The 22,955-nt window shown below is 64.8% G+C and carries 25 protein-coding genes; 9 read left to right on the top strand and 16 right to left on the bottom strand.

Annotation, left to right across the window (positions count from 1 at the left end; genetic code table 11):
* Positions 1-50: 50 nt before the first annotated feature.
* Entirely contained in the window at positions 51-734 is a 684-nt protein-coding gene (locus A7X65_RS38155) for a GntR family transcriptional regulator (RefSeq protein WP_063694564.1), read from the top strand.
* 47 nt (positions 735-781) lie between these two features.
* Here the strand turns inward: A7X65_RS38155 and A7X65_RS38150 are convergent, their stop codons facing one another.
* From A7X65_RS38150 to A7X65_RS43955, 11 genes are all read right to left on the bottom strand, one after another.
* Positions 782-3,910 (bottom strand): efflux RND transporter permease subunit, encoded by a 3,129-nt coding sequence (locus tag A7X65_RS38150; protein WP_063694563.1) that lies wholly within the window; start codon positions 3,908-3,910, stop codon positions 782-784.
* Positions 3,907-5,145, bottom strand: a complete 1,239-nt coding sequence (locus A7X65_RS38145) for an efflux RND transporter periplasmic adaptor subunit (RefSeq protein WP_082885203.1) — start codon at positions 5,143-5,145, stop codon at positions 3,907-3,909. The genes A7X65_RS38150 and A7X65_RS38145 overlap by 4 nt, the downstream gene beginning before the upstream one ends.
* A gap of 67 nt (positions 5,146-5,212) precedes the next feature.
* On the bottom strand, positions 5,213-5,455 hold the full coding sequence (locus A7X65_RS38140) for a hypothetical protein (RefSeq protein ID WP_245324054.1): 243 nt from the start codon (positions 5,453-5,455) through the stop codon (positions 5,213-5,215).
* A 24-nt stretch (positions 5,456-5,479) separates the two neighbouring features.
* Positions 5,480-5,830, bottom strand: coding sequence for a twin-arginine translocation signal domain-containing protein (locus A7X65_RS41150; RefSeq protein ID WP_082885202.1), 351 nt, complete (start codon positions 5,828-5,830; stop codon positions 5,480-5,482).
* Positions 5,827-6,384, bottom strand: coding sequence for an HdeD family acid-resistance protein (locus tag A7X65_RS38135; protein ID WP_063694561.1), 558 nt, complete (start codon positions 6,382-6,384; stop codon positions 5,827-5,829). The genes A7X65_RS41150 and A7X65_RS38135 overlap by 4 nt, the downstream gene beginning before the upstream one ends.
* 148 nt (positions 6,385-6,532) lie before the next feature.
* Positions 6,533-7,018, bottom strand: coding sequence for a DUF992 domain-containing protein (locus tag A7X65_RS38130; protein WP_063694560.1), 486 nt, complete (start codon positions 7,016-7,018; stop codon positions 6,533-6,535).
* Position 7,019: 1 nt separating this feature from the next.
* Entirely contained in the window at positions 7,020-7,616 is a 597-nt protein-coding gene (locus A7X65_RS38125) for a hypothetical protein (protein WP_063694559.1), read from the bottom strand.
* Positions 7,613-8,743: an AI-2E family transporter gene (locus A7X65_RS38120; RefSeq protein WP_063694558.1), complete on the bottom strand. Its 1,131-nt coding sequence runs from the start codon at positions 8,741-8,743 to the stop codon at positions 7,613-7,615. Before A7X65_RS38120 ends, A7X65_RS38125 begins: the two co-directional genes overlap by 4 nt.
* Before the next feature lie 41 nt (positions 8,744-8,784).
* Positions 8,785-9,024, bottom strand: coding sequence for a hypothetical protein (locus tag A7X65_RS38115; protein ID WP_063694626.1), 240 nt, complete (start codon positions 9,022-9,024; stop codon positions 8,785-8,787).
* A 30-nt stretch (positions 9,025-9,054) separates the two neighbouring features.
* Positions 9,055-10,494 (bottom strand): basic amino acid/polyamine antiporter, encoded by a 1,440-nt coding sequence (locus tag A7X65_RS38110; RefSeq protein WP_063694557.1) that lies wholly within the window; start codon positions 10,492-10,494, stop codon positions 9,055-9,057.
* A gap of 164 nt (positions 10,495-10,658) precedes the next feature.
* Positions 10,659-10,847, bottom strand: a complete 189-nt coding sequence (locus tag A7X65_RS43955; protein ID WP_063694556.1) for a DUF6894 family protein — start codon at positions 10,845-10,847, stop codon at positions 10,659-10,661.
* 243 nt (positions 10,848-11,090) lie between these two features.
* On the opposite strand from A7X65_RS43955, the gene A7X65_RS38100 reads away from it, so the two are divergent.
* Complete coding sequence (locus tag A7X65_RS38100) at positions 11,091-11,801, top strand: Bax inhibitor-1/YccA family protein (protein ID WP_063694555.1); 711 nt, start codon at positions 11,091-11,093, stop codon at positions 11,799-11,801.
* A gap of 18 nt (positions 11,802-11,819) precedes the next feature.
* Here the strand turns inward: A7X65_RS38100 and A7X65_RS38095 are convergent, their stop codons facing one another.
* The gene (locus A7X65_RS38095) at positions 11,820-12,323 is read right to left on the bottom strand and encodes a DUF1269 domain-containing protein (RefSeq protein WP_063694554.1); all 504 of its coding nucleotides are present in this window, start codon (positions 12,321-12,323) and stop codon (positions 11,820-11,822) included.
* A 290-nt stretch (positions 12,324-12,613) separates the two neighbouring features.
* On the opposite strand from A7X65_RS38095, the gene A7X65_RS38090 reads away from it, so the two are divergent.
* The 7 genes from A7X65_RS38090 (at position 12,614) to A7X65_RS38060 (ending at position 19,643) form a co-directional block, all read left to right on the top strand.
* Positions 12,614-14,047, top strand: a complete 1,434-nt coding sequence (locus A7X65_RS38090) for a basic amino acid/polyamine antiporter (protein ID WP_063694553.1) — start codon at positions 12,614-12,616, stop codon at positions 14,045-14,047.
* 27 nt (positions 14,048-14,074) lie between these two features.
* Positions 14,075-15,337, top strand: a complete 1,263-nt coding sequence (arcA, locus tag A7X65_RS38085) for an arginine deiminase (RefSeq protein ID WP_063694552.1) — start codon at positions 14,075-14,077, stop codon at positions 15,335-15,337.
* 140 nt (positions 15,338-15,477) lie between these two features.
* Complete coding sequence (locus A7X65_RS38080) at positions 15,478-16,299, top strand: outer membrane beta-barrel protein (RefSeq protein WP_063694551.1); 822 nt, start codon at positions 15,478-15,480, stop codon at positions 16,297-16,299.
* 35 nt (positions 16,300-16,334) lie between these two features.
* The gene (locus A7X65_RS38075) at positions 16,335-16,571 is read left to right on the top strand and encodes a hypothetical protein (RefSeq protein WP_063694550.1); all 237 of its coding nucleotides are present in this window, start codon (positions 16,335-16,337) and stop codon (positions 16,569-16,571) included.
* A gap of 301 nt (positions 16,572-16,872) precedes the next feature.
* Positions 16,873-18,162: a sensor histidine kinase gene (locus A7X65_RS38070; RefSeq protein WP_245324053.1), complete on the top strand. Its 1,290-nt coding sequence runs from the start codon at positions 16,873-16,875 to the stop codon at positions 18,160-18,162.
* Positions 18,163-18,219: 57 nt separating this feature from the next.
* Positions 18,220-18,849: a response regulator gene (locus A7X65_RS38065; RefSeq protein ID WP_063694549.1), complete on the top strand. Its 630-nt coding sequence runs from the start codon at positions 18,220-18,222 to the stop codon at positions 18,847-18,849.
* Between the two features lie 158 nt (positions 18,850-19,007).
* Entirely contained in the window at positions 19,008-19,643 is a 636-nt protein-coding gene (locus A7X65_RS38060) for a response regulator (RefSeq protein WP_063694548.1), read from the top strand.
* A gap of 10 nt (positions 19,644-19,653) precedes the next feature.
* Here A7X65_RS38060 and A7X65_RS38055 read toward each other — a convergent pair whose 3' ends face one another.
* From A7X65_RS38055 to A7X65_RS38040, 4 genes are read right to left on the bottom strand one after another with little or no spacing between them, the layout of a single operon-like run.
* Positions 19,654-20,271 carry a HupE/UreJ family protein gene (locus tag A7X65_RS38055; RefSeq protein WP_063694547.1) on the bottom strand — a complete coding sequence of 206 codons (618 nt, stop codon included), beginning with the start codon at positions 20,269-20,271 and terminating at the stop codon, positions 19,654-19,656.
* A complete protein-coding gene (locus A7X65_RS38050; RefSeq protein WP_063694546.1) occupies positions 20,268-20,873 on the bottom strand; it encodes a HupE/UreJ family protein in 606 nt (201 codons plus the stop codon). Before A7X65_RS38050 ends, A7X65_RS38055 begins: the two co-directional genes overlap by 4 nt.
* A 17-nt stretch (positions 20,874-20,890) precedes the next feature.
* Complete coding sequence (locus tag A7X65_RS38045) at positions 20,891-21,883, bottom strand: HupE/UreJ family protein (protein WP_063694545.1); 993 nt, start codon at positions 21,881-21,883, stop codon at positions 20,891-20,893.
* The gene (locus tag A7X65_RS38040) at positions 21,880-22,641 is read right to left on the bottom strand and encodes a peptidyl-prolyl cis-trans isomerase (RefSeq protein ID WP_245324052.1); all 762 of its coding nucleotides are present in this window, start codon (positions 22,639-22,641) and stop codon (positions 21,880-21,882) included. Before A7X65_RS38040 ends, A7X65_RS38045 begins: the two co-directional genes overlap by 4 nt.
* Positions 22,642-22,955 lie beyond the last annotated feature (314 nt).

Genomic DNA, 22,955 nt, shown 5'->3' with positions numbered 1-22,955 from the left:
GTATGTTTTGTCAAGCATGTGGTATGGAATCTTGGGATCAGGTGTATACGATGAGCCAGGCCTTCAGACTGAAGCAGTCGATCGAAGACGCTGTGATTGCAGGGGAATTCCTGCCGGGCGATCGGCTGGACGAGGCCTCGCTCGCTGAGCGATTCGGGGTGTCGCGGACCCCCATTCGGGAGGCGCTGCTTCAGCTCGGCGCCGAAGGCTTCATCGATGTCCGCCCCCGCCGGGGCGCGATCGTCAGCGTCCCGTCACCGACCCGGCTGTTCGAGATGTTCGAGACCATGGCCGAGATCGAGAGCGCGTGCGGACGGCTGGCCGCGCGCCGGCTGACGCCGGACAATGACGCGGCGATGGAGGCGGCGCACCGTGCCTGCGAGATCGCCGCGCGCGAAGGCGACAGCGAGCAGTACTACGCAGACAACCGCAATTTTCACGAAGCGATCTATCGCGCCAGCCGCAACAGCTTCCTCGCCGATCAGGCCTTCGCCCTGCACAAGCGCCTGAGCGCATATCGCCGCATCCAGCTTCGGGCGCGCAATCGTCTCTTGCAATCGCTCCAGGAGCACGCCGGGGTTCTCGAAGCGATCCGTGCCGGTGACGAGCAACTCGCCGCGACGCGGCTTCACGACCACGTTCTGGTGCAAGGCGAGCGGTTCTCGGACATGGTCCTCGGCCTTTCGGCAAGCGGCCGCGCAACGACTGCTGGAACCAGGAGCGGGACGAAATAGGCGCCTGCCTGCGCCTTGCTGCAAACACCACGCAATGCCCAGCGCCGTCATGGCCGACGGCTTGGTTTGAAAGCCGACTTTGCGCGCTCGCGCAGGCGCTGGAAAATCACGTAGAGCATCGGCACCAGGAAAATTCCGATCGTGCTTGCCGCCAGCATGCCGGCGAATACGGCCGTGCCCACCGCCCTTCGGCTGAGTGCAGCGGCTCCGGTCGCGATCACGAGCGGCACGAGGCCGAGGATGAAGGCGACCGAAGTCATCATGACGGCGCGAAAGCGCATGTGGGCGCCCTGGACCGCGGCCTCGTCCAGCGCCACGCCCGCCTCGCGCTGCTCCTTTGCAAACTCGACGATCAGGATGCCGTTCTTGGCGGCGAGGGCGATCAGCACCACCAATCCGATCTGGCCGTAGAGATCGAGATTGAGGCGCGCGATCTTGATACCGAGATAGGATCCGAGCACGCCGACGATCACCGACAGCAGCACCGGGATCGGGATGACCATGCTTTCATAGAGTGCGACCAGGAACAGATAGGCGAACAACACCGCCAGCATGAGCACGATGCCGGTTTGGCCTGCGGCCGCCTGTTCCTGATAGGCGGTACCGGTCCAGGCGAAGCCGTAGCCCGCAGGCAGCACGTTCTCCGAGATCTCGGCCATTGCAGCCAGCGCAGTGCCCGAGGAGACGCTGGGGGCCGGGCTTCCGTTCACCGTCACCGAGCGATAATTGTTGTATCGGGTGATGACTTGCGGCCCGGTCACGATCTTCAGCCCGGCCAATGAACGCAAGGGCACCATCTGCCCGCCATTGTTGCGCACGTAGATCCGCCAGATATCCGAGGTGTCGCTCCGGTCGAACGCCTCGCCCTGCAGGTTGACCTGCCAGGTACGTCCGAACAGATTGAAGTTGTTGACGTAGATGCCGCCGAGCGTCGCCTGCAGGGCGGTGAAGACATCGCTGACGGTGACGCCGAGCGCCTGAGCCTTGCGACGGTCGATATCGAGATAGAGCGACGGGTTGGTCGCGGTGAACGTGGAGAACACCCGCGCAAGCCGCGGATCGGCATTGGCTGCGCCGATCAATGCGTTCGTGACGCTTGAGATCGCGGCCGGACTCTGTCCCTCCAATGCCTGCAATTGATATTCGAATCCGCCGCCGGTGGAGAGCCCGATGATCGGCGGCAGGTTGAACGGCAGCACGTTGGCCTGGCGAATCTGCGCGCCGGCTGCGAACATTTTGGCGATCAGCGCCTGCGCCGAATCCGCCGCGGCCTTGCGATCGGCGAAGGGCTTCAGCCGTGACACCACCAGCGCACTGTTCGGCTCGGAGGCGCCATCGAGCAGGGAAAACCCGATCACTGCGAGCACGTGATCGACGGCCGGCATCTGTTTCAGGACATCCTCGACCTGCCGGGTGACCTCGCTGGTGCGCGCCACCGAGGCCCCGTCGGGCAGCTGCACCGAGGTGAAGAAGGCGCCCTGGTCTTCCTCGGGCAGGAATCCCGTCGGGGTCACGAGCGACAGGCCGAATATCCCGCCGGCAAACACGGCGACCAGCAGGAGCGACAGGGAGGCCCTGCGCACGAGGTGGCGGACGCCGCCGCTGTAGCGATCGCGCAGCCAGTCGATGCCGCCGAGCACGCGGCCCATGATGCCGCGGCGCGGGCCGCCGTGGCGCAGCAGCAGCGCGCACAGGGCCGGCGACAGCGTCAGGGCATTCAGGGCCGAGATCGTCATCGCGGCGCTGATCGTGACCGCGAACTGGCGGAACAGCGTGCCGGAGATGCCGGGGATGAACGCGATCGGCACGAACACCGAGAGCAGCACCAGCGTGATCGCAAAGATCGGCGCCGTGATCTGGCTCATGGCCTTCTTGCTGGCCTCGGCCGGCGACAGATCGGGCTCCTCCGCCATCACGCGCTCGACGTTCTCGACCACGACGATGGCGTCGTCCACGACGATGCCGATGGCGAGCACCATCGCGAGCAGGGACACCGTGTTGGCGGAATAGCCGAACACCAGCAGGACGGCGAAGGTCCCGATGAGGCTCACGGGCACGGCGATGGCCGGAATGGCCGTGGCGCGGATGTTTCCAAGGAACAGGTAGACCACGATCACGACCAGGACGAAGGCCTCGCCCAGTGTCGTCAGCACCTCGGCGATCGTATCGCGAACGAAGCTCGTGGAGTCGTATTGCACGAGATGGCTGAGCCCCGGAGGAAACCGGGTGGACAGCCGCTGCATCGTCTGGGCAACCGCGCGCGCGGTGGTCACCGCATTGGCGCCGGGCGCGAGATAAATCGCGATCGGGACCGCGGCGCGTCCGTCGATCCGCGCTTCGCTGTCGAGATTCTGCGCGCCGATCTCGACGCGGGCGACGTCCTTCACCAGCAGGGACGACCCATCCGGATTGGCGCGCAGCACGATGTTGGCGAACTGATCGACGCTGGCGAGCCGGCCCAGCGTCTGCACGTTGAACTGGAATTGCTGGTCGTCGCTGATCGGCCGCGCGCCGATGCGGCCGACCGGCGCCTGCACGCTTTGCGTCCGGATCGCTGCGATCACATCCGACGGCGTCAGGTTGAGACTGGTCAGCCGCTGCGTATCGAACCAGATCCGCATCGAATAGTTCATCCGGGCGAACAGATTGACCTGGCCGACCCCCGGTGTGCTCGCGATCGCATCGAGCACGTTGATGATGGCGTAGTTGGTGATGAAGAGCGGGTCCTGCTTGCCGTCGGCGCTGTAGAGCACCAGGAATTGCAGGATCGAGGAGGATCGCTTCTGCACCGTGACGCCCTGTTGCTGCACCTCCGTCGGCAATTGCGACAACGCGCTTTGCACGCGGTTGTTGACGTTGACGGTGTTGATGTCGGGATTGGTGCCGAGCGCGAACGACACCGTCAGCGTGTAGCTGCCGTCATTGCCGCTGGTCGATTTCATGTAGAGCGCGCGGTCGACGCCGATCACCTGCGCTTCCAGCGGCTGGGCGACGCTGCTTTCCACGACCTCGGCGGACGCGCCGGGGAAATTGCCGGCGACGGTCACTTGCGGCGGCACGATGTCCGGGAACTGCGCCACGGGAATCTGCATGAGCGCGAGCGCGCCGGCGATGACGATGACGAGGGCGATCACCATCGAAAGCCGCGGCCGGTCGACGAAAATCCCCGATATCATGGACTGCCGCCCGGACGCACCGGAGGAGCCGCGCCGGCGTCCTTTGGCGGAGCCGTCTCGCCCGCCGGGGCCTTCATGCTCGATAGGATCAAGGAGCTTGCCGGTTCCGGCGCGACGGTCTGGCCGGCACGGACCCGCTGCAGTCCTTCGGCGATCACCTTGTCGCCGGCCGTCAGTCCGCTGATGACGGCGGCGATCGTCGGCGTCGATTGACCGAGCTGGATGCGCCGCTGCTCGGCCTTGTTGTCGGCGCCGACGGCGAGGACATAGTCGCCGCGCTGATCGGACAGCACCGCTGCGCGCGGGATCGCCAGCACCTCGACCGGCTGCACGCCTTCGAGCACGACGGTGACGAATTCGCCGTCGGTCAACTCGTGAACGGTGACGCCGGCTGCGGAAGGCGCGTGCAGGATCGGGTTGGCGATGTCGCCGCGAACGATGATCGTATCGGTGTTCTGGGCGATGCTGTTGTCGACGAAGTTGAGCTTGCCCGACTGGCCGTACATGCGACCGTCGGGCAGCCGCAACCGGATCGCCACGGCTTCGAGGCCGCCTTGCGGACCGTAGCGTTCACGCAGCTCCAGTCCCTGACGCAGCGGCACCGGAAAGGTGACGTACATCGGGTCCTGGCTGACGATGGTGGTCAGCACGCCCGAGCTCGGCCCGACGATGTTGCCTTCGGTCACGGCCGTGCGCCCGATCTTGCCGCCGATGGGCGCGCTGATGATGGTGTAGTCGAGGTTGATTTGCGAGGCCCGCACCAGCGCCCGGGCGGCTTGAACCTGGGCCTCCAGACTGCGCTGGGCCGCGATCGCGGCGTCGTAGGTTGACTGCTGCCCGGCCGGGCCGCCGAGCAGGGTGCGTGCGCGTTCGGTCGTCAGCCTGGCGTTCTCGAGCGTGGCCTGCAGCTGTGCCACCTCGGCCTGCTTGGCTGCAACGTCGGCCTCGAACGGTCCGCGCTCGAGCCGGTAGAGCAGGTCGCCTTTCTTGATCTCGGCGCCTTCGGTGAACACCCGCTGGTCCAGAAACGCAGTGACGCGGGCGGCGATGTTGACCCGGTCGATCGCCTCGATCCGGCCCAGGAATTCGCTGCTCTCGGTGATCGGCCGCCGCGTCGCCTCGACGACGCCGACGGCAGGAGCGGACGGTGCCGGCTGCGTCCGCGCGGGCCCCGCCATCAGCACCGACATCAGGCCTGCCGCCAGCAATCTGATGAGGACGTCGGCAAGGGTCATGGACCGCTCCTTGCTCCCGGAGTCCGGAATTGCCGGCGTCAATGCAGTCGAGATCGCGCCGATCGCACTACTTCCGCGCAGCGTCGTTGCTGCGCGGAGGCTCGTCGTAGCCTTTGCGATGGCTGTAGAACATCAGCGCGATCAGGCCGCAGCCCGACACCAGCATGAGAACCGCCGCGACGGCCAGGATGACGTTGCCGTAGACCGGCATCCCCGGTGTCGATCGCCAGACCGAGACGCAAAACCAGGTCGCGCCGACCAGAAGTGCGGCAAGCACGGCGGCAAGTATCCACTGGTTCCCGTTGCGCACGATTCCCTCCTCACCTTGGCAGAGTCACCAGCGCCATCCGCATTGACGGCGACCGCGATGCCACCAGCAGACCCAGCGGCGGCGGCGGCGCGGCGGCGGAGGGCGACCCCAGCCGGGCGAACCCCAGCCTGGGCCGCCGCCCCAACCCGGACCGCCGCCCCAGCCAGGACTTGGTCCCGGTCCCCATTGCGCCGGCGTCACAGGTGCCGGTGACGCGCCGGCGCGCCCGGGATCGGGATCGACCGGCATCGCTTCCGCGACGCTGATGAGGCGCGCTCCGGCGGTGCCGAGCGCGGCGGCGGCCATGGCACTCATTGCGAAGCCGAGGAAAGCGCGGCGGCTGGCAGCTTCCATCTTGTTGTTCTCCTCTGTCATGCGGTCTTTCGCGCCGATTGCAGGGCATAGAGCAGCCAAGCGAGGCCATGCGAGATCAGGTCGACGCCGAGCAGGAAGCCGAGCGCCCACACGCTGATGTCGGGGAAGCCGAACAGGATGAGCACCCCGGCAATGGTGCCGATGATGCCCGAGATCAGCATCATCCAGCCGTTCTGGCGCCAGTAGGCGAAACTCAGCACGCAGCGGATGACGCCCGATGCGAACAGCACCGCGCCGAGGAAATAGGTCAGGATCAGCGCGCCGGAGGCCGGCTGGGTGAGCAGTATCAGGCCGAAGGCCAGGTAGAGCGCACCGAGAACGATCCGCCACAGGAAGCTGCCCCATTCCTTGATCCAGAACGCATGCGCGATCTCGAACCCACCGGCGGCGATCGCCGTGAGCCCGATGAACTTGACGCTGATGACGGTGGCGAAGGCGAGATCGCCGAGCGCGAGGAATCCGGCAGCGATCAGGACGACGCCGAGCAGTGCGCAAGCCCACAGCGGTGGAGTACCCAGGGCGTTCAAGGTCCCACGGCTGTCATACACGGTCATGCGATCCTCCCGAGTGGTCGAAGCTCGATCGATCCTGCGGAGGATCGTAACGTCGAGCACCCGACCTCGACATCGGACGAAACCCTGAACGGCGGGGCGGGAATGTGCTCATCCTCCGCGGCGCACAGTCGCGGACGGCAGATGCGGATCACAGCTGGCCGCGCGGTCCCAGCGTCAGATGCGACACTCCCGCCGCGAGATTGAGCCCGATCGAGCGCTCGACCGATATCGGCTGCAGCATGATGCTCCGCCGCGAGCCGCCGATCAGGACGTTGGCGCCGAGCCCGGGTCCCAATGCAAGGTTGCCGCTCGCGCCGACATAGCTGCCACGCAGCGTGCCGGGACCAACCCGCGAGTTCCGGGCGAAGACGGCCCACGACAACGTGCCGGCGCTGGTAACGCCGATATCAAGGCCGACGCGCCTGATCCGTCCTTCGTAGACGTACTGCCGGTGCGAGCGCAGCTTCGTGAATACGCATCGCATCGCCTGTGTCGAGCCGAGCACAAGGCCAACCCGCGGCTCCGAGAAGCACAACAGCCTGCCCACCCTGAATCCCTCGGCGCGCGCCGACGAGGTGATCGCACAGAAAAACGCCAATGCGCCGATAGCAGCAATAGATCGCAATGCTCGCATTTCAACCCTCCGCCTGTTTGTCGATGTCGCTGGAACTGCGCGATGGCTGCTGGTCCTGGCGCAGCCAGAAGGAGATGGCGAGGCCGATCAGCAAGACGGCCCCGAGCAGGAAGAACAGGATGGACTGCTTCAGCCAGGATATCGCGGGCACCGCCGAGCCCATCGCAAGGCCGAGAAAGGCGATCTGCAGGGACAAGAGGCTCACGCCCGCGAGGAACGTGCCGAGCGCAAGCAATGTCAGCAGGACGAGGCCGGTCGCAGGCGTCGGAAGCATCTGCTGGACGCCTGACACCAGCATGATGTTCATCGTGACCAGCACGGCGATCCAGTGCAGGGCTTGCGTCCAGACCAGCCGGATCTGGCTCTCCCTGCCTTCGGTGTCCGGCCATTTGGTGACGACGCAGACCGCGCCGATGGCGAGCGCCAGGAATTCCCAATAGCCGGTCAAGGGCTGGTGCGAGACGTTGGTGTAGGCGACGCCGGCGATGGCAAGCAGCAGCGCCACGATATAGGGGAGCTGTTGCCAAAGAAATTGCGTCGCCCGCGAACGGGTCGAGGCCTCGGGGGCATCACTGTGCTGCGCGTCGATCCCGCTCATTGCTGCTCACCCGTGATTGTTGCCGCCTCGAGGTGGCCGCCGAGATAGTCCTCGACATAGAACCGCATGATCGCGACGCGGCCGATGGCGACCAGCGGCATGGCGACCGCGATGCCCATGATGCCGAACAGCGCGCCGAGGAGGACGATGGCGACGAGCGTCCATGCCGGAGGGGTCTCGACGGCGTGGCGCTGGATCAACGGGCCGATCACATAGCCCTCGATCGACTGGATGATCGTGTAGATGACCACCGCCCATATCAGCAGGGACGCGCCGAGCGGCATCGCGACCAGCGCGATCGGAAGCGCTGCGACGATCGGCCCGAGATAGGGAATGAAATTCGATAGACCCGCCTGAAGCCCGAGCACGAAGGGGCCGGGCAGGCCGATGAGATAGAGCGCGATCCACACCAGGATCGTCATCAGGATGATGCGGATCAGTTGGCCGACGAACCACAGCCGCATGACGTTGCCCATCTCGTCCATCACGCTGCGTGCACGGGCGCGGTAGGATTGCCTGACCAGAACGACCACGCTGTCGCGGTAAGTGGTGGGGTCGAAGGCGAAGAGCACCCCGAGGAAGAGGATCACGAGGACGGCGGTCAGAAGGCTCGATGCACCGCCCAGCAGGAAGTGCGCGTGGCTGAGGAACCGGCCCTGATCGGCGAACAGCCATTGCGCGAAGTCGCGGCCCCATTCGGGCCCGAGCAGGTCGACGCCATACGACAGCAAATGGCCTTGGAGGATATCGACCTGCGTATCCATGACCTTCAGCAGCAAGCGGGTCTGCTCCGGCAGCTTGCCTGTGCCCCAGACAAGTCCGAAGCCGCACAGGGCCGTCAGCAGCAGGACGACAAGCGTCAGACGCCAGGTGCGGTTGAGGGGAAGGACCGGCGCCAGTGCGCGCGCCAGCGCATCCAGAAATGCCGCGAACAGCACGCCCGCAAAGACGATCAACAGGCTGGAGACCGTTTGCCATACCAGGAAGAGGGCGACGCCCGCGGCAAGCAGCGCGAGGCCCGTCGCCAGCAGGCCCCGCGTCCGCGCGACATCTGCCGGCCGCGTCGCAGCGGCGTCCTGCAGAACGAACTCGTGCAGCCGATCTGGTCCCATCCTGGTTTCGTTCATCGCGCGATCCGTTGCCAGATGAAGCGATCCTTCCGCGGCCGTCAGGTTCGAACGCGGCGGCTGCCATAATGGGGATGATTGCCGCCGCGATGGCGCCAGTAGCGGTGCTTCGTCGGATTGGTATTGGTGTTGGGCGCAGCATCCTTTACTGCGGCCGCCGCGGGCTCTTTCGCTGCCGTGGCGCCGCCGTCCTTTGATTGCGCGACGGCGAGGGGTGCCGACGCGGCGACGGCCAAGAGCCCGCCGAGAACCAGGGCCCAACGCGCGGTGTGACTATTCATGTTCGCCTCCATGCGGACAGGTACAACGGCTCAGATCGAGATGGCTCCGACAGCCAGCGCACAGATCCCGGCGCCTGCGGCGAGTGCGATCGCCGCGAACAGGACGGCTTCGATCCTGTTGAAGGCGACTTCCTTGCGTTCGCGCTTGGCGATCAGGAATAGCAATGTTCCGGGTGCGTAGAGGATCGAGGACAGCAGGAGGAATTTCAGGCCTCCCGCATAGATCATGGCGACCGCATAGATCGTCGCGATACCGGCGCGAATTCCGTCGGCGGTGCGTGTCTGCGCACCACGATCATAGGTCTCGCCGGTGGAGGCGAGCTTGAGGCCGTAAGCCGCGACCAGGAAATACGGGATAAGCGTCATTGCGCTCGTCATCTTCAGGGCGAGCGTGAATGCGTATTCCGCAAACCAGCTCACCAGCAGGAACGCCTGGATGACGCAATTGGTGAGCCAGAGCGCGCCGGCCGGAGCCTTGTGCGCGTTCTCGCGGGCCAGAAAGGAGGGCATCGTTCGGTGGATCGCCGCCGAATGCAGGACTTCAGCCGCAAGCAGCGACCAGGACAAGTAGTTGCCGAGCACGGAGATCAACAAGCCCAGGCTGATGAAGACGCCGCCCCAGCGCCCCACCATCGATTCCATCACGCCCGCCATCGAGGGCGTCGGAAGATCCGCCAGCGCGCTCTGCGGCAGCACGCCGTAGGACAGCAGCGTCACGAGGACGAGCAGGCAGAGAACCGTGAGAAACCCCACCACGGTTGCGAAACCGATGTCGGCGCGGCGCCTGGCATAGCGGGAATAGACGCTCGCACCCTCGATGCCGACAAAGACGAAGACGGTCAGTAGCATCGTGGAGCGAACCTGGCTCACGATCTGCCGGGCGTCCGGTTGCTCCGTTCCCCAGAAATTACGCGAGAGCTGCTCGCGATCCAGCAGCATTGCGGCGACCGCAATGAACAGCAGGATCGGGATGACCTTTGCGTAGGTCGCGACCGTATTGAGGGCAGCCGCACCTTTGACGCCGCGCAGCACCAGAAAGTGCACGCTCCAGAGCAGCAGCGAGGCCGAAGCAATCGCGACCAGTGTCGTGCCATCGCCGAAGATGGGAAAGAACAGGCCGAGCGTGCCCTTGATCAGAATGAGACACACGACGTCGGCAAGGCAGCAACCGATCCAATAGCCGGAGGCCGACGCGAAGCCGACATAGTCGCCAAATCCGGCCTTGGCATAAGCGTAGATGCCCGCATCGAGCTCGGGCTTGCGCTGGGCCAGCGACTGGAACACGAGCGCCAGCATCAGCATGCCGGTTCCGGCGATGATCCAGGCGATAATGGCGCCAAATGCGCCGGTGGCGCGTCCGAACGCGGCCGGCAGGGCGAAGATGCCGGATCCGACCATTGACCCCACTACAAGCGCGATCAACGCGTTACGCGAGAATGTCTGATCGACCTCGTTTGACCCGACCGCCATGACGGAAGATGGCCCTCCAGTCCGGGATGAGGCGGCCGCATCCGGCGGCCGATCCGGAACGAGGACCTTAGAAGTGTGAGCCGGGGGCGCCCATCAGGGATTCTCTGTAGGAGGCGAGGGCCGGAAATCAGCAGACGGCGTCGGCTCGCGGCGTCCTCAAGCGCTCACACGCGGGCGGCGGCCGGCCGTCCCGCAATGAGCACGACGCTGCCGCGGAAGAACTCGCCGCCCTTGGCGAGCTCGTCGGCGAGATACCGTGCATGTCGCATGGCTGCCTCCTGATCGGCGCACTCGCATCCGATCCCATCGGGAGAGAAGCCGTATTTGTCCGCGATGTGAAAGAAGAACCGCATGCTTCTCGATTAGGCCTGCGCCAGCCGGCGACCAAGTGACAAAGGTGTAAGGCGCCTAGTCCAAAGGACTTAGAGGCCGAGGAGAGCCGCCGGCCTTGCAGCCCCGTAATGTGTTTGACCGTTCCCTGGCGTTGGGCGGGAGAGGGTGGTTTTCACCGGCAGCTCTCGGGTGATTGTCCGATGCCGGTCCGCTGCCCTGCGGGTTAGCGTGGTCTCGCTCGGCGAGCTCAAAGGAGGCCAATGATGTCCCAATTTGATCAGAATCCGGCAGCCGCGCAGACGGCCGGCGGCGCGATCGCGGCGGATGCCGGACTGCATGATTACATGCTCCGCATCTATGGCCATATGGCTGCAGGCGTTGGAGTGACTGCGGTCGTCGCCTGGCTCACCTACGAGCTCACCGGGCCTGCACTGCTGCAGAGCCCGCTGATGTGGGTCTTTATCCTGGCACCGCTGGCGCTGGTGTTCTTCATCGGCTCGCGCATCAACACGCTCTCGGTATCGACGGCACGGCTCTTGTTCTTCGCTTATGCAGCCCTGGTGGGCGTATCGCTTTCGACCCTGCTGCACATCTATACCAGCTCGTCGATCGCCCGCGTCTTCTTCGTTGCAGCCGCCAGCTTCGGTGCGCTCAGCCTGTTCGGCTATACGACCAGGCGCGACCTGTCCGGGCTCGGCACCTTCCTGTTCATGGGGCTGATTGGAATCATCATCGCGAGCCTGGTCAACCTGTTCCTGGCGTCGAGCACGCTCGACTGGATGATCTCGATCATCGGCGTCGGGGTGTTTGCCGGGCTGACGGCCTACGACACGCAGCGGATCAAGGCGATGTACGATAGCGCCGATGACCACACCTCCGCCGGCCGGAAGTCGGTCATCGCGGCGCTGTCGCTCTATCTCAACTTCATCAACCTGTTCATGATGATGCTGCGCCTTGCAGGCGGCCGGCGCTGAGACGGGGGGAACGGCGGCTCAAGCCGCCGTCTGCTCCACGGTGCTGGCAAGAGCGTCGCGCAGCACTTTTTCCTTGGTCTCGTCGAGGGACGTCTTGAGCACGACGCCGCCGGCGTCCTTGATCTCCTTGATGACCTTGTCCGCCGTCATGTGCTTGATCAGGACGAACAGGGCCGCGTTGCCGGGCTGCAGGCTCGAGGACAGGCTCTTCATGAAGGAGTCGTCGATGCCGAAATCCGAGAGCGCGCCGCCGAGCGCACCCGAGGCCGCGCCCACCGCGACTCCGAGGATCGGATTGAGGAAGAGGACACCGATGAGAAGGCCCCAGAAGCTTCCGGTCATCGCGCCCATGGCGGTGGTGTTGACGAGCTGATTGAGCTTGATGCCGCCCGAATCCGTTTTCACGGCGATCACGGCGTCGCTGAGGGTGATCAGATACTCCTTCTGCAGCTTGAGCAATCGCTGGCGCACTTCCTCGGCTTTCGCTTCGGACGGATAGACGATCGCGACAAGATCCGACATGGAGACCTCCCGTTGGGTCGAAGAACCGGAATATTGCCGCCGACGGTACCGCGCGAACGTCATCCCCGGGATCGGATGAAACCCTTGGGCCGGTGGATGGATATCCCGATAGGGTGGCCGCGCGCTCTGCGGCCGAAAGTCGAGCGCTAACGCACGGCGAGGGTAATCCCGGATGTCGACTAGGTAATCACCCGATGGGCCGCGCCTGTTCCGCGGCGCATCGTTTCACCCGTTGGTACGAGCGGACCGGCCGGAGACGCAGGTCGGGACTGGCGCTTCGGAGCCTTCACATGACTGCGACGCCATCGATTCAGAAGCTTTCGCTGTTTGCCCTGACGGCCATGGTCGTCGGCTCCATGGTCGGTTCGGGCATCTTCTCGTTGCCGCGAACATTCGGAATCGCGACCGGGCCGTTCGGCGCGATCCTCGCCTGGTGCATCGCCGGTGGCGGCATGTACACGCTGGCGCGCGTGTTTCAGGCGCTCGCGGAGCGAAAGCCCGAGCTCGATGCCGGTGTCTACGCCTATGCGAAGGCAGGCTTTGGCGACTATCCCGGTTTCCTCTCCGCGTTCGGCTACTGGACCGGCAGCTGCATCGGCAACGTGTCCTACTGGGTCCTGATCAAGTCGACCCTGGGCGCGTTCTTCCCGGTGTTCGGCGACGGCAATACGGTGACCGCGATCATCGTTGCCTCGGTCGGAATCTGGCTCTTCCATTTCATGATCCTGCGCGGGGTCCAGCAGGCCGCAGAGATCAATACCGTCGTTACGATCGCCAAGATCGTCCCGATCCTGGTCTTCATCGTTATCCTGGCCTTCGCCTTCAAGGCCGATCTGTTCCGCGCCAATCTGTGGGGCGGCGAAGGCATGCCGGACAAGAGCCTGTTCGAGCAGATCCGCGCGACCATGCTGGTCACGGTGTTCGTGTTCCTGGGCATCGAAGGAGCCAGCGTCTACTCCCGTTACGCCCGGGAACGATCACATGTCGGCGTCGCCACGATCACGGGCTTTGTGGTGGTGACGAGCCTGATGGTGCTGGTCACCATGCTGCCTTACGCCGTGCTGCCCCGCGCCGAAATCGCCGGCATGCGGCAGCCTTCGATGGCCGCGGTTCTGGAAGCCGTGGTGGGGCATTGGGGCGCCGTCTTTGTCAGCGTCGGTCTCATGGTGTCGGTGCTCGGCGCCTATCTTGCCTGGTCGCTGATCTGCACCGAGGTGCTCTCGGCGGCCGGCCGGACCAGGGATATGCCGGCCCTGTTCGGCACCGAGAACGAGAACAAGGTTCCGGCCGCGGCGCTGTGGCTCACCAACATCGTCGTTCAGCTCTTCGTCATCAGCACCTACTGGTCGCGGGATGCCTTCTCCTTGATGCTCAATCTGACCAGCGTCATGAATCTCATTCCGTTTTTCCTGGTTGCCGCCTTCGGGCTCCGGCTGGTCACGCGGGGCGAGACTTACGAGAAGGACCCGGCGGCTCGCAGGCGTGACCTGATCTTCACCGGGATAGCCGTCGTCTACACGCTCTTCCTGATCTTTGCGGCGGGAATGAAATACTTGCTGTTGGCCGCGATCCTCTACGCGCCCGGCACGGCGCTCTATCTGTGGGCCCGCCTCGAACAGAAGGCGAAGGTCTTCTCGCCTGTCGAGTGGGGCATTTTTGCGGTGGTCGCGATCGGCGCGATGATCGGCATTCATGGCCTGGCGACCGGGTACATCACGATCTGAGCGGAGCATTTTCCGGAGGTAAAGCTCATGACCAAGCAGGCGTCGGACTCTGGGATTTCCTTCGGCGTTCATTCGGAGGTCGGCAAGCTGCGCAAGGTGATGGTCTGCTCGCCGGGCCGCGCCCATCAACGCCTCACGCCCACGAACCGCGACGCGTTGCTGTTCGACGACGTCCTCTGGGTCGACAATGCCAAGCGCGACCATTTCGATTTCGTCCAGAAGATGCGCGACCGCGGTATCGAGGTCGTGGAGATGCACAACCTTCTGGCGGAGACCGTCGCCATCCCCGAGGCGAGGAAATGGATCCTCGACAATCAGATCGTCCCCAATCAGGTCGGCCTCGGCCTGATCGACGAGCTGCGCGACTATCTGCAAGGACTCAAGCCGCGCGAGCTGGCGGAGACTCTGATCGGCGGGCTGTCCACCCATGATTTCCCCGAGGCCCATGGCGGCGAGATGCTGAGGTTGATCCGGGAGGCCGCCGGCATGACCGAATACCTGCTGCCGCCGCTGCCCAATACGTTGTACACGCGCGATACGACCTGCTGGATCTACGGCGGCGTGACGCTCAATTCACTGTACTGGCCGGCGCGCCACGAAGAGCCGATCCTTGCGACCGCGATCTACAAGTTCCATCCGGACTTTGCCGGCAAGGTCAACGTCTGGTGGGGCGATCCGACGCGGGACCACGGCCTTGCGACGTTCGAGGGCGGCGACGTGATGCCGATCGGCAAGGGCAACGTCCTGATCGGGATGAGTGAGCGGACGTCGAGGCAGGCGATCAGCCAGGTTGCCGCGGCGCTGTTCGCGAAGAAGGCGGCCAGCCGGGTGATCGTGGCCGCCATGCCCAAGCTCAGAGCGGCGATGCATCTCGATACCATCTTCACCTTCGCCGACCGGGATTGCGTGCTGATCTATCCCGATATCGTCAACAACATTTCTGCATTCTCCTACCGTCCGGCCGACAATTCCGCCGGTATCGAGCTGCGCAAGGACGAGGGGCCGTTCGTGGACGTCGTGGCGGAATCATTGGGGCTCAAGAAGCTCCGCGTCGTCGAAACCGGCGGCGGCGCCTATATGCGCGAGCGCACCCAATGGGACAGTGGCGCCAACCTTGTCTGCGCTTCTCCCGGAGTGGTGTTCGCCTATGACCGCAACACCTATGCCAATACGCTGTTGCGCAAGCAGGGGATCGAGGTGATCACCATCGTCGGCGCGGAGCTTGGGCGTGGGCGCGGTGGTGGCCACTGCATGACGTGCCCGATCATAAGGGACGCGGTCGATTACTAGCACTGCAGGCCCGCGGCCTTTTACGAGGGACTGATCGGTCGTATCAACCCATGATTTCAAGTGTCAACATTAACACGCCACAATCGACGACCAGTGTACGGCGAGACCCGATGTAACAAAGCGGCCATCGAGGAAACGCCATGCGCAGAACAGGGCTTCTTCTGCCGATCTTTGGTTTGCTCGGCGCTGGTCCCTCGGGTGCGGCTGATGTTGACCCGACCGAGTTCAAGGCAAGCACAGCTGCTGTGCCCTACATCTCCGCCCCGGCGTGGAGCGTCGTCGGTTCCATCTCGCCGACCTTCACCGACAACGCCTTGTTCACCCGCGACAACCGCAAGTCGGACATCTACTACGAGCCGGACGTGAGCGTCAGGCTTGACGGGAACCTGACCAACGATCTGTCATATCGGCTCTATGCACGCTCCCAGTACGAAGCCTTCTCGCGGGAGAAGGACAGCAACTTTGCCGTCGCGCGTGTGGGGGCGCGTCTGACGGAGAACTGGGACGGCTGGCGTTTCTCCGCCATCTACGAGAATCGCTACGATTTCGACGGCATCTACCGCGATCTCGCCTTCACGTCGCACGATGTGATGGGTTCCGTGGCGCGCGACTTCCGCGTCAGCAACGCGACGTTCTCGCCCCTGCTGCTTCTGACCTACCGGTTTTCAGATCTCGCGGAAGCGCGGCGCTGGCGTTTCGACGCCGTGCTCGGTATCGAGGTTAAGCTCGATCCCAGATGGTCGATCGTCAGCACGCCGCTGTTCGAAGCCTACTGGTTTACCGACGGGCTCAATACGGGCCGTCGGGATCAGCTCTATTCGGCGGACGTCGGCCTGAAGTACAATTTCGCGAGCAACGTGTCGCTGACCACCACCGTGCTGTACGAGGCGCGCACGTCGAACGTCCCGCTGCGGCGATACCGGGACGTCCGAATCGGGCCGCGCCTGGATTTCGCTTTTTGAGAGGTGCCTGAACGATGCGCGTGAGATGGTCGTCGATGTTGTTCGGTCTGCTCGTCGGCACGGTGGCCGTATCGGTTGCCGCTGCCGATCCGCGCGACGCGGTGGATCGAGGCCAGCGTCTCGATACCGATGCGCTGCGCGACGATGCCGCGACGCACCGGCTGACGCAGCCGTCTCACCCCTTGCAGATCGCGCCGCCGGCTCAGACCGCTCCGAAGGCGAAGCGAGAGGGGAAGCGGAAGTCGAGCGCAGCCAGCGGGAGCAGCCGCTAGCCCTGTTGTTGCACATGGCGGCCGACGCGTCGCGGACGCCGCAACTGCTGATTGCGATGCTCGCGTTCCATTGAGGTCGCCGCGCCCTGCAGCCGCTTCGCGAAATCCGCATCTCGCAATTTTTAGCTTTGTCGCTAGCCGCGCTCGCCGGGACGACGTGGCACTATTTGCATAGTCGTGCGTCATGCAAGTGCCGTCACGAATTCGAGATTTTAGTTCCACGAGAATGCTACCTGATGGTGTATGCTCGCATCGGGGTATATACTTGGTCCCATGGTGCGCGTCTTCCATGGCTGGGTGATTGCTGTCGCACCGGCGGATGAGACGGAGACCTCCGATATTGTCTTCAATATCGGAAGCTTGCCGAGGAAGAGTGGTGCGTACCGTGAAACTCCAAGGCTCCCCCCGCAGCGAGTCGCGTCGCAGCAATCCAGCAGACTGGCTGCAACTCGCTTCAGAAGACTCGATCGAGACGCTGTACTGGACGTGTTCGGCCGATCTTCTTTTTGCCGTGCGACCGTCTCCCGAGGGATGCTTTGCGTACGAGGCCATCAACCCCGAGTTCGAGTCCTATCTCGGCCTCTCGTCGGAAGATGTCCGTGACCTCGACGTCTTCGCGTGCATGAACGCCGGTGATGCCAGATCGATCTGCGAGGCGTTTCGCGCGTGCCTTGCAGAGGGGACGGAGATCAGGATTCGGCACCGGCTCTCCCTTGGCGGCACGCCCCGGAACATGGAAACGACCGTGGTGCCGGTCGTGGATCCCGCGCTCGGCCATGTGGTCCGGTTGATCGGCAGTCATCGCGCCGCGCGCAACGGCGGCCTCGATGCCGTCGCCCATCGCGGCGATCGGCTCGACGTCGATGTCGGCCTGGTTTCGATTCAGGAGGGCATTCAGCAGCGGATCGCGTCGGACCTCCACGATTCGACCTGTCAGCATCTGATTGCCGCCAGTCTCGGCCTGATGCGGATCCGGAGCAGCCTCGAGGAGACGGCCGCGGGCGCGCGTCTTTGCGACGAGATCGACAGCTCGATCAACGAGGCCCTGCGCGAGATTCGCGCCTTCGCCTATCTGCTGCATCCCCGGAATCTGGCCGGCGAGGGATTGAAGGCCACCATTGCGCGTTACGCGGAAGGATTTGCCGCGCGCACGTCGCTGCTTGTCGGTGTCGATATCGTGCCGGATGTCGACCGGCTTCCCTACGAGACCAAGCGCACCTTGCTGCGTGTGGTGCAGGAGGCGCTGACAAACGTCTTTCGTCACGCCAAGGCGACGGAGGTCACCATCACCATCGACATCGTCGATGACCGCTTCCATCTGACGGTCAGCGACAACGGACGCGGTCTGCCCGCTGGCCGCGGCAGATATGGCGCGCCGGGATCGATCGGCGTCGGCATCCCCGCGATGCGGGCACGGCTGCACGAGATCGGCGGCACGCTCGAGATTCAATCCAACCGTGCCATCCCGCAGCCGGGCACGGTCCTGTGCGCCATGTTCCCGCATCATCTTGCAACGAGCGGAGATGATCGTCGAAGAGGCACGAGAGGTGCGAAGGTCCGCACCAGCACGCGATCGACAAAAGAACACTAGCCGGCCGCAGTCACGACCCTGCGCGAACCGCCGTGAGGACGTCTGGAGTGCCCTGCCATGAAGCGAATTCTGATTGCCGACGACCACGAGGCGGTGCGGGCCGGCTTGCGCGCGGTGATCGAGCAGCGCGCCGACTGGGAGGTCGTGGCGGAGGTGAACGATGGCGGAAAGGCGGTGGCCGCGGCGATCGAAAGCCGGCCGCATGTCGCGATCGTCGATTTCTCGATGCCGCGCATGACGGGCGTCGAGGTGGCGCGGCGGATCAGGGAATATCCGCTGCAGACCGAGGTCCTGATCTTCACGGTGCACAATTCCAGCCTGCTCGCACAGCAGGCCTTCGAGGCGGGGGCGCGTGCATTCCTGGTCAAGTCGGACGCGAGCAAGCTGCTGCTTGCGGCCGTCGAATCGCTCCTGCTTCACCGGCCGTTCTGCACCCGAAGCTGCCTGACGGAACTCGATCGCCGGCCGCGCGCCGACGGCGAGCGCCACCATGAGCTCACGGCACGCGAGCAACTGGTGGTCAAGCTGGTTTCGGAGGGCTACAGCAACAAGGGCATCAGCGCGATCCTCAACCTCAGCGTCAAGACGACCGAAGCCCACCGCGCGGCCGCGATGCGCAAGCTTGAGGTGAACTCGACGGCGGGGCTGGTCCGCTACGCGGTCCGGTCCGGGCTGGTCGAGGCGTGAGGCGGGCTGCGAGGCCTCGGTACGTTTCCCGGCAAAACTCAGGGTTTTGTGGGATAAACGTTCGGGCTGCGGTCCCTATGATTGTTCCACTTTGCTGCCGGCTGGCTGTCGGTGTGCCCTGAACAGGGCAGCAGTCGCCGGCAAACGGGAACGGCGCCGTGAAACGCATCTTGATTGCGGATGATCATGAAGTCGTGCGTTCCGGGCTGCGCGCGATCGTCGAGGCGCATTCGAGCTGGATCGTGAGCGGAGAAGCGACCAACGGCGAGCAGGCGGTGGCGCTGGCGCTCGAAACCCGGCCGGACGTCCTGATCGTCGACTATTCCATGCCTGTCATGAACGGGCTGGAGGTCAGCCGCCGCCTCAAGTCGCTCGACGTCGGCGCCGAAGTCCTGATCCTGACGATGCACGAGAGCGAGGAACTGCTGACCGAAGCCATTCTGGCGGGCGTGCGCGGCTTCCTGTTCAAGTCCGATGCCCGCAAGCACCTGATGTCCGCCATCGAAGCCCTGCTCGACGGCCGGCCTTACTTCACCAGCGTTCTGTTGGAGCGGCTGCTGCACGACTACCGCACCAACAAGCAGAACCGGTCCGACATGCTGTTGACCTCGCGCGAGCAGAGCGTGGTCCAGCTGATCGCGGAGGGGCATACCAACAGGTCGATCAGCGAGATCCTGAAGCTGAGCGTGAAGACCGTCGAAACCCACCGCGCCTCGGCGATGCGCAAGCTCAGGATGTCGTCGACCGCCGAGCTGGTGCGCTACGCGATCCGCAAGAAACTGGTTGCGCCCTGAAGACAGGCGTTCACGACGCCAGCGCAAGGCTTCCCATCATCAGGCCGATCGCCGCGATCCAGCCGCCAAGCGCACGAACCGCGATGGCCCGCCAGGATGTCGGGCTGTCGGCCGTCGTCCGCCTGAAGGCCGCGGTCAGCGCCATCGTCAACGTGATGGCGGCGTAGCCGACGCAGGCAAGGCCTGCCGCAAACAGCACTCGGTCCGTTTCGGGCGCAAGGTCGGCGCCGTTCGCCGCGCCCCGGATCATTGCGACCACGAAGGCCATCGCGCACAGCAGCACGGTCGGCACCTGCGCCGCTGCGGCGAGCAGCATGCCGAGCGCGAGCATCATGGCCGCGTCCGCAAGCTGCGTGGACACCGCGCCGAGCATTTGCCCGAGCAGCAGGCCGGTCAGCAGCCCGAGCGGAAACACGGGGATGAGCCAGCGCCCCTTGGCGCCTCCGAGCGTGCCGGCCAGCACGCCAGTCGCGGTCCAGAGCACGACATCCCCAAGGTCGGTGAGCGGGTGCACGACCCCCATGTAGAAATCGCCAAGGCGCGCCGCGACGATGTGCGCCTCGGCTGCGTTTCCGCCGGCGAGCAGCATCAAGGCTGCGATCGCGGCCCGCAACAAATTCGGCTTCATGCGAAGGCTCCGACGCCCTGGGCGAGGAAATAGCAGCCGATCGCCGCGATGCCGGCGCCAAGCCCCTGGATGAGGCGCTCGCCCGCGGGCCAGCGCGTCAGCGTGCCGATCGCGATGCCGCAGAGATGCAACAGGCCGGTGGCGGTGACGAAGCCGACGCCATAAGCCAGCGCATTCGCCGCGCGCGGAAGCTCGGCGCCGTGCGCATGCCCGTGAAAGATCGCGAACACCGCGACCACGACGGCCGCCGCGGCAAAGGGCAGGCGCAGCCGGGCGGCAACGGCCAGTCCCAGGATCACGGCGGAGGCGGCGATCATCACTTCCGGGAAAGGAAGCGGAACATGCAGCACGCCCAAGACGCCGCCGATCGCCATGACGAGCGGGAAGGTGATCGGCAGAATCCAGATCGCGGGCGCGCCGAGCTGCGCGCCCCAGATTCCGACCGCCACCATCGCGATCAAATGGTCGATCCCCGTGACCGGATGCAGGAGGCCGCTGACAAGCCCGCCCGCCACGCCCGCCTGCTCATGCGCGAGCGCCGGTTGCATCAGCGCGAGCGAAACGATCGCGGTCGTGAGGGGAAGGGGAAGACGGAAGGACATTGTGCTCAAACTCTCGCTCAGATCACGGCGAACACGCGCACCAGGCGGCCGAAGAACCAGAACATCGACACCGACCCGATGAGATAGGCCGGAAGCGCCTCGCCCCAGCGCGGCACGACGGCATCGAGCCGCCGGTGCGCCCAGATCAAGGCGAGCACCAGCAGCACGAAAGCGAGCTGTCCGATCTCGACACCGATGTTGAAGAACAGCAGCGCTGCCGGAAGCAGGCGGCGTTCCAGCCCAAGTCCGGCCAGCGCGCTCGCAAAGCCGATGCCGTGCACGAGGCCAAAGCTGAACGCCACGATCCACGGATAGCGCGCGGTGAGCCCGATCTCGCCGCGCTGCTGCTTGACGATCTCCACGCCGACGAAGGCGATGCTCAAGGCGATGCAGGCATTGAGCGGGCGTTCCGGCACGCCGATCAGGCCGAACGCGGCCGCGGCCAGCGAAGCGCTGTGTCCGATCGTGAAGGCCGTGATCGTCTTCACCAGGCGCCAGCCGCCGCCGACGATCCAGATCAGGCCCAGCACGAACAGCAGATGGTCGGCGCCGAGCAGGATGTGATCGATGCCGTAGTTCACATAGGTCCTGGCCAGCTCGAGCCAGACCTCGAGCGTCGGTGCGCCGGTGCCGAGAACGGAGACGACCGGATTGGCGGTCGAAATGGTGTAGCTGCGCGGCTCGCCCTCGATCGGGACGACCTTGATCAGGACGACCGACATGTTGGAGCCGAGATTGGTGATGGTGATCGGACCCACCAGCCCCTTGGTGCCGCAATTCATCTCCGGCAAGCGGAGGAAGCAGTGCGGCGGCACGCGCAGGTCGACGCGCGATGCGCCGATCGAGGGCTCGATGCTCCAGCGCCCGACGAAGGCGCCGGGCCGGACCTCGCGGAATTCGAGCACGCCCATCGCGGCTTCATGCGCGCTGACGGCCGACGGCCGCATCAGCACGGCCAGCGCCAGCGTGACCGCCAGCAGCGCCAATCGCAGATAACGGATCGCGCTCACGGCTCGTACCGCACTTGATAGGACGCCTTGAGCCGCTTGACCGCTTCCCAGGCGAGCTTGCGGGTCTCATCCGTATGCCAGATCCGGGCAGCCTCATCCCGAACCTTGTCCAGGCTTGCGAGATCCCCGGGGCGCCGGGAATCCAGCCGGGCGACGTGCCAGCCGTCCTTGGATTGCAGCAGCTTCCATTCCCCTTCCGGCATCGCCAGCAGCTGGTCACGGAAGGTCTCGCCGAAGGCAGGGGCAAGGCTGTCGACCGGCCGGGCGAGAATCGCGCGCGTCAGATGCTGCAGCTCCTCGGATTCGCGCTGCTGGACAATGTCGTCGAGCCGCTGCTGCGCCGTTGCCTGATCGGTGGGCGGGGTAATGTAGAAGGACACGCGCTCCGGCTCGTCGAAGCGGGCGTGATTTTCCGCAAACCATGCCTTGAGCTGCTCGTCGGTCGGACGGGGGACGCGGATCTGGTCGAAGATCAGCAATTGCATCTTGAAAGCGATCCGGTCGCGGATGGTCTCGTCGCCGCGATCGACGCCAAGCGCCTTGCCTTCACGGTACAGGATCTCACTCGCGACCCAGCTGTCGATCATCTTCTGGAGCTGTTCGCTCGACGGGGCGCGTTCCTTGTCCTCGTCGAAATTGTCGATGAAGGACTGGCGCAGCACCTTGGTGACCGCGATGACCTTTTCGTCCTTGGCCGGCGGATGCAGCACGGCATCGGCGCCGAAGATGATCGCTCCGAGCAGGGTGAAGTGCAGCAAGGGTTCGCGCGAGAGCCGCACGAGCATTGAGACAAAGGAGCGCGACGACGTTGCCGCGCCACGCGCGGCATCGGCGCCCGGATCCGAACCTCCCGCATGCGATGTCGGAAAGGACTGCATTTCAACTGGTGTTGCCGGCATTGACATATGGTTGTCACAAATCTCGCAGCACGCGCCGCCGCTGAATGCGGCAGAGCATTTCAACTGTCACTTTCGCGCGGCGCGGATATGCAACGGACAAACGCCGGAGGCAAGATGCCTTGCGGAAATTCCCGACCTGCGTTCGCCAAACACAAATCCTTCACGAAGTTGTA

It is taken from the genome of Bradyrhizobium stylosanthis, assembly GCF_001641335.1.
GTDB classification, from domain to species: Bacteria; Pseudomonadota; Alphaproteobacteria; order Rhizobiales; family Xanthobacteraceae; genus Bradyrhizobium; species Bradyrhizobium stylosanthis.
This window is presented reverse-complemented; position numbering and strand designations above follow the sequence as displayed.

Coding starts and splice junctions, on each gene's coding strand:
- A7X65_RS38100 (WP_063694555.1), top strand. CDS start 11,091: ATGTCCCAATTTGATCAGAATCCGGCAGCCGCGCAGACGGCCGGCGGC.
- A7X65_RS38155 (WP_063694564.1), top strand. CDS start 51: ATGAGCCAGGCCTTCAGACTGAAGCAGTCGATCGAAGACGCTGTGATT.
- A7X65_RS38065 (WP_063694549.1), top strand. CDS start 18,220: ATGAAGCGAATTCTGATTGCCGACGACCACGAGGCGGTGCGGGCCGGC.
- arcA (WP_063694552.1), top strand. CDS start 14,075: ATGACCAAGCAGGCGTCGGACTCTGGGATTTCCTTCGGCGTTCATTCG.
- A7X65_RS38090 (WP_063694553.1), top strand. CDS start 12,614: ATGACTGCGACGCCATCGATTCAGAAGCTTTCGCTGTTTGCCCTGACG.
- A7X65_RS38120 (WP_063694558.1), bottom strand. CDS start 8,743: ATGAACGAAACCAGGATGGGACCAGATCGGCTGCACGAGTTCGTTCTG.
- A7X65_RS38110 (WP_063694557.1), bottom strand. CDS start 10,494: ATGGCGGTCGGGTCAAACGAGGTCGATCAGACATTCTCGCGTAACGCG.
- A7X65_RS38050 (WP_063694546.1), bottom strand. CDS start 20,873: ATGTCCTTCCGTCTTCCCCTTCCCCTCACGACCGCGATCGTTTCGCTC.
- A7X65_RS41150 (WP_082885202.1), bottom strand. CDS start 5,830: ATGACAGAGGAGAACAACAAGATGGAAGCTGCCAGCCGCCGCGCTTTC.
- A7X65_RS38145 (WP_082885203.1), bottom strand. CDS start 5,145: ATGACCCTTGCCGACGTCCTCATCAGATTGCTGGCGGCAGGCCTGATG.
- A7X65_RS38150 (WP_063694563.1), bottom strand. CDS start 3,910: ATGATATCGGGGATTTTCGTCGACCGGCCGCGGCTTTCGATGGTGATC.
- A7X65_RS38135 (WP_063694561.1), bottom strand. CDS start 6,384: ATGACCGTGTATGACAGCCGTGGGACCTTGAACGCCCTGGGTACTCCA.
- A7X65_RS38115 (WP_063694626.1), bottom strand. CDS start 9,024: ATGAATAGTCACACCGCGCGTTGGGCCCTGGTTCTCGGCGGGCTCTTG.
- A7X65_RS38055 (WP_063694547.1), bottom strand. CDS start 20,271: ATGAAGCCGAATTTGTTGCGGGCCGCGATCGCAGCCTTGATGCTGCTC.
- A7X65_RS38080 (WP_063694551.1), top strand. CDS start 15,478: ATGCGCAGAACAGGGCTTCTTCTGCCGATCTTTGGTTTGCTCGGCGCT.
- A7X65_RS38075 (WP_063694550.1), top strand. CDS start 16,335: ATGTTGTTCGGTCTGCTCGTCGGCACGGTGGCCGTATCGGTTGCCGCT.
- A7X65_RS38095 (WP_063694554.1), bottom strand. CDS start 12,323: ATGTCGGATCTTGTCGCGATCGTCTATCCGTCCGAAGCGAAAGCCGAG.
- A7X65_RS38125 (WP_063694559.1), bottom strand. CDS start 7,616: ATGAGCGGGATCGACGCGCAGCACAGTGATGCCCCCGAGGCCTCGACC.
- A7X65_RS43955 (WP_063694556.1), bottom strand. CDS start 10,847: ATGCGGTTCTTCTTTCACATCGCGGACAAATACGGCTTCTCTCCCGAT.
- A7X65_RS38130 (WP_063694560.1), bottom strand. CDS start 7,018: ATGCGAGCATTGCGATCTATTGCTGCTATCGGCGCATTGGCGTTTTTC.